Raw genomic sequence first — 8,878 nt, 5'->3', positions numbered from 1 at the left:
CCACCGATGGCGCCCATCTCCTCGCGCTGGACCTGCCCAGCGACGACGAAGCGCGCCAACTGCTCGTCCGCCGACTGGGCGCGCAGCGGGTCATCGCCCAGCCGGCAGCGGTCGACGAGCTGATCGGACGTACCGCGCGGTTGCCCCTGGCTCTGTCCATCGTGGCCGCGCGAGCCGCCGCCCGGCCCACATTTCCGCTCCAGGCCATCGCCGACGACCTGGCGGCGAGCCGGGGCGGGCTCACCGCCCTGGCCACCGACGATGCCGCCACCGACGTGCGCACGGTGCTCTCCTGGTCGTACCGACTGCTCAGCGCGGACGCGGCCCGGCTGTTCCGGCAGATCAGCCTGCATCCCGCCCCGGACGTCAGCGCGGCGGCGGCGGCCAGCCTCGCCGGGGCGCCACCGCACCTGATCCGGCCGGCGCTCGACGAGTTGGCCCGGGCGAACCTGCTGGCCGAGCGATCCCCCAACCGCTTCCGCTGTCACGATCTGCTCCGCGCGTACGGGGAGGAACTGACGCGCGCTCTCGACCCTCCGGCCGACCTTGACGCCGTCCGCAGGCGCGTGCTCGACCACTATCTGCGTGTCGCTCGTGACGCGGCGAGGCTTGTCGACCCCGGCTGGCAGCCGCTCGATCCGCCGCCCCTGCCCACCGACGCGTCACCGTCGGCGTTCGCCGACCACCGGGCTGCGCTGGCCTGGTTCACCATGGAACAGCGGGTGCTGCTGGCCGCCGTCGACGACGCGATCGCGCACGGCTTCGACGCCCACGCCGGGCAGCTCGCCCAGGCCCTCACTCCCCTGCTCGGGCGGCTTTCGCAGTGGCCCGACCTGGCCACCGTGCAGACCATCGCGGTCGCGGTCGCGCGCCGCCGCGCCGACCCACAGGCCGAGGCGCTGGCCCACCGGGACCTCGCGCTGGCCCATATCCAGAACCGCCGGTTCGGTGCGGCCCACCACCACCTCCGGCGCGCGATGGCACGGTACGACCAGGCCGGCGACCGCCCGGGGCAGGTCAGCGCCCATCTGCACCTCGCCTGGCTGTCCGACATCGAGGGAGATGCCGGGTCGGCGCTGCCGCACGCCAGGCAGGCGCTGGCACTGGCCAGCCACATCGGCGACCGGCTCGGCGAGGCTGCGGCGCTCAACGCGCTCGGCTGGAGCCATGCGCGGCTGGACGAGCACGCCCGCGCCATCGCCTACTGCGAGCGGGCGCTCGCGCTCTACGAGGAGGCCGAGGATCGGCTCGGCGCGGCCCACACCTGGGACAGTCTCGGATTCGCCTATCACGGCCTCGAAAAACACCCGAGCGCGGCGGACTGCTACCGGCGCGCGCTCACGCTCTACTCCGAGGTCCAGGACCCGTGCGGGAGGGCGGACACGCTCGTCCGCCTCGGCGACACCCATCAGGCGTTGGGCGACCACGACACCTCGGTCGGCCTGTGGCGGCAGGCGTTGGCGATCCTCGACCGGGTCGGTCATCCACAGGCCGCGGTGCTGTCCGAACGGCTGGCCGCGTACCAGTGAACGTCCTGCGCCGGCCGTCCCCGGACCGGCATGGATCCGACGTGGACCGGGCGTCGGCAGGCTGGACGAATGTTGACCACGAAGAGAACCACCATCCGGCATCCGCGCGGGGTCGACCGTCGACGACGGCGGCTCCTCGGCAGCCTCTCGGCCGTCGTCGCGGCCCTCGTCACCCTGTCGCTCAACGCCCCACCGTCGCTTGCGGGCACCACGCCGACGACCGGCGGTGCCAGGCCGGTCACCGTGGACGTCACCGGCGGTGGGAACGGTCGCATCGACTGGCAGGCGTGCCCGGAACAGCCCGACGATCCGGGCACGCGGTGTGGCACTCTGCGCCTGCCGGTCGACTGGGCCCGACCGGGAGGGGAGACCTTCCCTCTGGCGCTGGCCCGGCGGCCCGCCACCGACCCGGCCGCCCGCATCGGTGTCCTGGTCTTCAACCCCGGCGGTCCCGGCCTGTCCGGGGTGGACGTGGCGTTGACGGCTGCCAGCCAGCTCGGGCCGGACGTGCTGCGCCGCTTCGACATCGTCGGCTTCGACCCCCGGGGCACGGTCCGTAGCGCATCGGTGCGCTGCTCATCGGCGCTGCTGGGTCAGCACCCCTCCCTGACACCCGTGAACGCGGCGGAGTTCGAGCGGCTCCGCACCTACAACCGGCAGTTGCGAGACGACTGCCGTGCCAACAGTGGCCCAGTGTTCGACCACCTGGACAGTGTGAGCGTCGCGCGCGACACCGACGCCGTCCGGGCCGCACTCGGTGAGCGGCAGCTGAGCCTCTACCAGTGGTCCTACGGCACCCTGATCGGGCAGTCCTACGCCGAGCTGTTCCCCGACCGTGTCCGCGCCCTGGTCATGGACAGCGTGATGGACCACAGCCAGGGGGTCCGGGAATACTTCCGCGGCGGCGCGGCCAGTAACGAGGCGCTGTTCCACGAGTTCGTGACCTGGTGCGAGCGTAACCCTGGCTGCGCGCTGCACGGACGTGACGTGCCGGCGCTCTACGACCGGCTGATGCGCCGTGCCGATGCCGGCACGCTCGTCGACGCGGCCACCGGCACCCCGCTGAGCTGGTTCGAGCTTGGGTTCGCGACGTTCGTCAACTTCTTCGACGCGACCTGGGCCGATCTCGCGACCATGCTGCTCGCCCTGGAGCGGGGCGAGCCGGCCTCACTCGCGTCCCCGATGGTGCCGGTCGACGGCGACGAGGACCTGACCGAGTACGCGCTACCGGCGTTCTGCCAGGACTGGTCGCTGCCGATCGACGGGTTCGCCGACTGGAACCGGTATCTTGACCTGTCCCGCGCCGCGGCACCGCACCTGCGAGCCTCCCCGTTGGCCGTCCGCTTCGCCGCTGTGTGCCTGGGCTGGACGGCGACCAACCCACAACATCGACTGCAGGTCCGGACGAGCGCGCCGCTGCTGGTGCTCAACGGGCGGTACGACCCGGCCACCCCGTACGAGGGGGCCCAGCGGGTGGTGCGCCAGCTCGGCAGCCGGGGCCACCTCCTCACCTACGACGGATCGGGCCACGCCAGCTACCCGAGGACCGAGTGCACCCGTCGTCAGGTGGAGCGGTACCTCATCACCAGAACCACGCCGCCGGTCGGCGCGAGCTGCCCGGCCGCCCCGGTCTGACGCGCCGACGATGTCACGGCGACGCTCCAGCTCACGGTAGGTGGTGCTGGGGCGTCGCCGCTCGCTCGGCTGGGCGGCGACGGTAATAAGGCTCGGAAAACCCGCGGGTCGGGGGTGGTGGACCTATCGCGGCGGGCGCGGGCCCCGAACCTGGGCACCCTTGACATCGAAAGGGGTACCCATGCCACACTCCCGATGCTAATTCGATTTAGCGACCACCGAAGCCCCTCAACTCCCCACACCGGACCAGACCGCGACGAGCGACCACCACAAAGGAGTCTTCGCGCATGAGGGAAACGACCGGAAGACGCAGGCTCCGGCTTGCGATCTCGATTCTCGCGTTCACAGCGCTCGCTGCGGGGGCCGTCGTCCCCGCGCCGGCTGCCGCCGCCGGCAGGCCCGCCCCCGTGCCGGGTGCGACCGTCAAGGCGGACCGCAACTCACCGACCGGGTACACCGTCACGTTCGTCTACCGCAATCCGCAGGCCACCCAGGTCCGCCTCGCCGGGGACCTGACCCTGCTCGACGTCGGCACCGGCACCACCCGCTACCAGCCGGAAGAATGGCAGCCGGGGCGCTATCACGCGGGCGGCACCGAGTTCCTCCGGGACATGACCAGGGACCCGAAGGGGAACTGGTCGGTCTCGGTCCCGCTGCACGCCGGGGGCCTCAGCTACTGGTACCGCGTCTGGGATCCGACGCAGGGCTGGGAGAACAAGCGCATCTGGGACCCCGCCTCGACGAACCCTCGGCCGCCGGGCGAAGCCTCGTTCCGGGTCAGGAACAACGACGTCCTCGATGCCGTCCACGTGCCGTACGCCAAGAAGCAGAACGACCCGGTGCTGAAGGCGCGTGCGGACTACGAGTTGCCGGTGGCCGACCGCGCGAAGCGGGGAACCGTCAGGTACGTCCCGTACACCACGATCCTTGGCGACAGCGGCCACTACCTCGGCGTCTACCTGCCGGCCAACTACGACGCCAACCGCGCGGAGCCGTACAAGGTCGCGTACCTCGCCCACGGCATCTTCGGCGACGAGACCGACTTCATGGTCCCCGCGAACGTCCCGAACATCCTGGACAACATGACGGCCAGGGGCGAGATCGAGCCGACCGTGGTCGTCACCATGGGCAACCACTTCACGGGCACCAGTCTCGGCTTCGCGTCCTACAACCAGACCAACGCGGCCAACAACCTGGTCCAGACGATCCTGCCCCTCGTCGAGAGCAGCTACAACGTCTCGACCGAGCGCTCCGGGCGGGCTTACGCGGGGTTCTCGTACGGCGGGATGACGGGCGGCGTCGTGATCAGGAACTACCCGACCACGTTCGCGTTCTACGGACACTTCTCGGGCAACCCGTCGCTCACCACCCAGGACTACGACACCATCGCGAACGCGGTCGGGGACGACGACCTCACCGTCTTCCTCGGCAACGGCGTCTTCGAGGGCAACCTCAACGCCCAGAACGCCATCGCGGACAACTTCCGGGCGCGGGGATACACCGCCGCGACGACCCAGGTCCCCGGCGCGCACGACGGGATGACGGCGGGCCAACTGTTCACGATCTTCGCCCGGGATCACCTCTGGTCGGGGGTCGACTCCGTGTCGGTGACGCCCGCGACGGTGAACCTGACGAAGGGCTGGAACTGGGCCAGGCAGTTCACCGCCCAGGTGACGACCAACGAGGGTGTGAGCCCGGCGGTGACGTGGTCGGTGCAGGGAGCGACCTCCACCGACACCAGCATCTCCGCGGAGGGTCTGCTCTCGGTCGCCGCAGCGGAGACCGCGTCGTCGCTGACCGTCGTGGCGACGTCGGTGGTCGACCCGACCAGGTCACGCTCGGCCCAGGTCACCCTGACGCCTCCGGGCCCGGGACGGGTTGCGGTCAAGGCGAAGGCCATGCCGGCCTCGGTCGTCCGCGGCGGCACGTTCACGCTGACCGTCGACGTCCGGGCCCGGTCGCCGCACCCGAAGGCTCCGAAGGTGACCGGCGAAGTAGCCGTCACCTTCGGCGGCACCACCCTGGTGGTTGCCCTCCGTGATGGCACGGCCGTCGTCGAGCTGCCGACCGCCGGGCTGCCCGCAGGGGTGTACCCGGTGCACGTCGCCTACTCCGGTGACGCGGCCCACGCCCCCACCGCTGCCGTCCACCAGCAGCTGCGGGTCCGCTAGGCAAGCAGGCAGGGGTGGGCCGGCGACCTCTCGTCGCTGGCCCACCACCGGCTGTCCGTCCGAACCGTCAGCTCACGCCCCGAACCGCCTCGATGATCGTCTCGGCGACCTCGCTCGGCCGGGCCACCGCCATCGCGTGCGACCCGCCGACGACCTCGCGCTGCCCCCGGGGGTTGGCCCGCTCCGCCATGAACCGGTGCGCCTCGGCGGGGATGTTCTTGTCGGCGTCGCCGAACACGAACCAACTGGGCAGCGATCGCCAGGCTGGATCGCCGGTGAGCTTGTCGCCCAGGCCCTGTTCGGTGATCGGCCGCTGGGTCCGGGCCATCAGCGCGGCCATGTCGTCCGACGCGTCCGCGCAGAACTGAGCGTGGTACTGCTCCTGGCCGATCGCCACCTCGTTCCCACCGCTCGACACCGGGTACTGCACCAGCGTGTCGGCGAGCGTGCTGCCGGGGAACTTCGCGGAGAGCGCCAACGCCGACTCACCGGTGTCCGGGGCGAAGGCGTTGACGTACACGAGAGCCCGCACCGAGGTGTCGCCGGCTGCGGCCTGCGTGATAACCATGCCGCCGTACGAGTGGCCGACGAGGACGACCGGACCGCCGATCCCCCGCACGACATCCTGCACGTACGCGGCGTCGCCCGCCACGCTGCGCAGCGGGTTCGCGACGGCCACCGAGTCGTACCCGGCACCCAGCCGCTCGAGCACACCGTTCCAGCTCGCCGACTCGGCGAATGCGCCGTGCACGAGCACGAGCGTGGGCTGTGGATCAGGCATGACAGGTGCCCCCTCACTCCGTGAAGCTGTTACCGCAGGTCGCACTGGTACGCCTGGATACCCGTCACGCGAGTGTGAAACGTCGGGTCCGACCGGCTCGCCGATGACGCCGACCGCCCGCCAGTGACCACCCGGGATACACGGGGTCGCCTGCCCGCGCGCCGGACCCTATAGTGAGTTCCATTATGAGACTTACTGCATTCTGGCGGTGGTGGGTCGCCGGCACGACCAGCCAACTCGGCTCGGCGGTCGGTGCGCTGGCCCTACCGCTGACCGCGTTGACCGTGCTGCACGCGTCGGCCTTTGAGATGGGTCTGATCACGGCGGCGGGCTATCTGGCGTACCTCCTGATCAGCCTGCCGGCGGGCGTGATCGTGCAGCGTCTGCCGCTGCGCGGCATGCAGGTCGCCCTGGATCTGGTCCGGGCCCTCGCCATCGCGTCGGTCCCGCTGGCCTGGTGGTCCGACATGCTGACGGTGGCCCAGCTGATCGCTGTCGCCCTGGTGGTGAGCTTCGCCAACGTGCTGTTCGACGTGGCGAACCAGACCTTCCTGCCGGAGATCGTGCCGGCCGCGCAGTTGCAGGCCCGCAACAGCCTCACCTCCGGCACGCACGCCGCCACCTCGCTGGGCGGACCATCCCTGGGCGGTCTCGCGGTGCAGTTGCTGGGCGCCGTGCCGACGCTGTTCGTGGACGCCGTCAGCTACCTGCTCTCCGCCACGTTGCTGCGCACCCTGCCGGCCCGGCGGGTGCAGCGACCGGCCGAGCGTCCGCCGATGACCACGATGATCCGCGAGGGCTGGCACTTCGTGATCCGGCACCCGATCATCAGACCGGCCATGTGGGACGCCACCGCGACGAACTTCGTCAACGGCGCCATGCTGGCCCTCTTCCCGTTCTACCTGATGCGTGAGCTGCACGCGTCGCCGCTCATGGTCGGGCTGCTGATCGCCACCGACGGCCTCGGCACGCTCATCGGCGCGGCGCTGACGACCCGGTTCACCAACCGTTTCGGCACCGCCCGCGGCCTCATCATCGCGGCCTTCGTCGGCGTGGCCGGCGCGCTCATCATCCCGCTGGGCACCGGCACCGCCGCGTTCCTGGCCTTCGCCGTCGGAAACCTCATCTTCGCGAGTTCCACTGTGGTGCTCAGCGTGACCACCCGTACGTACCGGATGATCGCCAGCCCGCCGGAGCTGCTGTCCCGGGTGATCGCCACGGTCAAGTTCGTCTCCTGGGGTGCCATCCCGGTCGGTGGCCTGCTCGCCGGCATCCTGGCCGGGCCCCTCGGTGCCCGTACCACCCTGCTGATCTTCGGGACGCTCACCGTGCTGTCCCCGATCATCTACCTGTCGACGCCGATCCGGCGACTGCGTGACCTGCCGCTCGACGCCACGCCGACACCCGTCGAGGCACGGGCGTGAACCAGCCGGATGCGCTCCCGATCTGCCCACATCGCTCACCGGATATCGACAGGAGGTGTACCCCTCAGTCCCCCGGGGCAAGAACCCGCCATGGAGGGAACGGCAGGGTGCGCGGGGCATCCGCACGGCCAGCAGCACCGAACCGGTGACCCGGGCCAGGTGGGGCTGGCGATCCCACTGACGGCAGTCTGCGGCTGATGCGGCTGAGGCACAGCCTCCCCCCGGTGGCGCTCGGCGCGGTGGCGCTCGGCGCGGCTCTGGGTGCCGACCCCGCCCACGCCGACACCCCGTCGCCGTCGCGGCTCCCACTGGTGGAGGTTGCCACCTCGCCGGAGGCCATCAAGGTTTCGGTGGCCGACGTGGTCGAGGTGGATCTGACCGTCCCCCTGCCCCTGCCGACCGCTGTCGTCTCCGTGCCCGTGCCCGTGCCTCTGCCCTCGACGGACCCGCTGCCCCTGCCGTCGGCGGTTCCAGTTACGGTGCCGACGCCGTCAGCCAAGCCCTCCACCGCCCGGCCAAGTCGGCCGGCTGGGACCCCCTCGTCGTCGCCCAAGGTCACACCGGCACCGTCCACCTCGGAGTCCCCGGAGGCACAGGCCGACTCGCAGCCACCGCCGACACCGCAGACGCCCGTGCCGGCGACAGTGTCCCGGGGCGGCGCGGACAGCACGTCCGACGGCGAGGCGTCGAGGCAGGCGAGGAAGACTGAGGCCGCCGTCACCGGACAGCGGCCCAACCCGCCCGCCCGGCCCGCACCGGGGCCACCGGCGTTCGTACCGGCGCTCGCGTCCGCACCGACCGGGGTCGGTGCCGGCGGCGCCGATTCACCCACCTCAACGGCCGAAGCTCCGCCGCCCACCTCGCCTCTGCGCGCAGGGCTCACCGTCACCGCCGTCGACATGCGCGCTACCAGCCGACCCGTCGAGCGTGGCCCTCCTCCGCCCCGCCAACTCCTGATCACCCACTCGCGTCCACGACGTTGATCAGGAGAGGTTCATGGAAATCGCCGTTATCTGGATCCCCGCCGACATCGAGCCGTCGGAGCCTGTCGTCGCGAGGTGTCTCAGCCACCTCCGCCGAAACTCCTACCGATTCGCAGGAGTCATGCGGGCCCCCTGGGAGAGCATCGAGCAGTCGATGATCGACGGAGAGGTGGATGTCGTCGTCATCGCCGACTTCGACCACCTCCCGCCGGACCGGTCCCCCAGGATCGAGCTGGCCAGTACCCCCGACGTCGACGAGGACCGAACGGTTCCGGATTCACCGCTCAACTGACACCACGAAGCGCCCCGTCCGTTGCGGACGGGGCGCCGGCGACATGAGCGCCGACTACGACAT

Annotated in this window: 7 protein-coding genes; 6 read left to right on the top strand and 1 reads right to left on the bottom strand. The window is 71.1% G+C overall.

The genetic code is table 11. The features are described from left to right. From ABZ749_RS21950 to ABZ749_RS21940, 3 genes are all read left to right on the top strand, one after another. On the top strand, window positions 1-1,529 hold a 1,529-nt coding region (locus ABZ749_RS21950), incomplete at its 5' end, for a tetratricopeptide repeat protein (protein ID WP_357230402.1). Between the two features lie 69 nt (window positions 1,530-1,598). Continuing rightward, window positions 1,599-3,164, top strand: coding sequence for an alpha/beta hydrolase (locus ABZ749_RS21945; protein ID WP_357230399.1), 1,566 nt, complete (start codon window positions 1,599-1,601; stop codon window positions 3,162-3,164). Window positions 3,165-3,571: 407 nt separating this feature from the next. Further along, the gene (locus tag ABZ749_RS21940; protein ID WP_357230397.1) at window positions 3,572-5,335 is read left to right on the top strand and encodes an alpha/beta hydrolase-fold protein; all 1,764 of its coding nucleotides are present in this window, start codon (window positions 3,572-3,574) and stop codon (window positions 5,333-5,335) included. Window positions 5,336-5,402: 67 nt separating this feature from the next. On the opposite strand, the gene ABZ749_RS21935 is transcribed toward ABZ749_RS21940, so the two are convergent. Beyond that, the gene (locus ABZ749_RS21935) at window positions 5,403-6,116 is read right to left on the bottom strand and encodes an alpha/beta hydrolase (protein WP_357230395.1); all 714 of its coding nucleotides are present in this window, start codon (window positions 6,114-6,116) and stop codon (window positions 5,403-5,405) included. Between the two features lie 185 nt (window positions 6,117-6,301). On the opposite strand from ABZ749_RS21935, the gene ABZ749_RS21930 reads away from it, so the two are divergent. The 3 genes from ABZ749_RS21930 (at window position 6,302) to ABZ749_RS21920 (ending at window position 8,815) form a co-directional block, all read left to right on the top strand. After that, window positions 6,302-7,540: an MFS transporter gene (locus ABZ749_RS21930; protein WP_357230393.1), complete on the top strand. Its 1,239-nt coding sequence runs from the start codon at window positions 6,302-6,304 to the stop codon at window positions 7,538-7,540. 197 nt (window positions 7,541-7,737) lie between these two features. Then, the gene (locus tag ABZ749_RS21925) at window positions 7,738-8,523 is read left to right on the top strand and encodes a hypothetical protein (RefSeq protein WP_357230391.1); all 786 of its coding nucleotides are present in this window, start codon (window positions 7,738-7,740) and stop codon (window positions 8,521-8,523) included. A 13-nt stretch (window positions 8,524-8,536) separates the two neighbouring features. Further along, complete coding sequence (locus ABZ749_RS21920; RefSeq protein ID WP_357230389.1) at window positions 8,537-8,815, top strand: hypothetical protein; 279 nt, start codon at window positions 8,537-8,539, stop codon at window positions 8,813-8,815. Window positions 8,816-8,878 lie beyond the last annotated feature (63 nt).

Source organism: Micromonospora sp. NPDC047753, assembly GCF_040642735.1.
In the GTDB taxonomy this organism is placed as follows: Bacteria; Actinomycetota; Actinomycetes; order Mycobacteriales; family Micromonosporaceae; genus Micromonospora.
The sequence above is the reverse complement of the archived record's forward strand: the minus strand, read 5'-3'. Positions and strand labels throughout refer to the sequence as shown.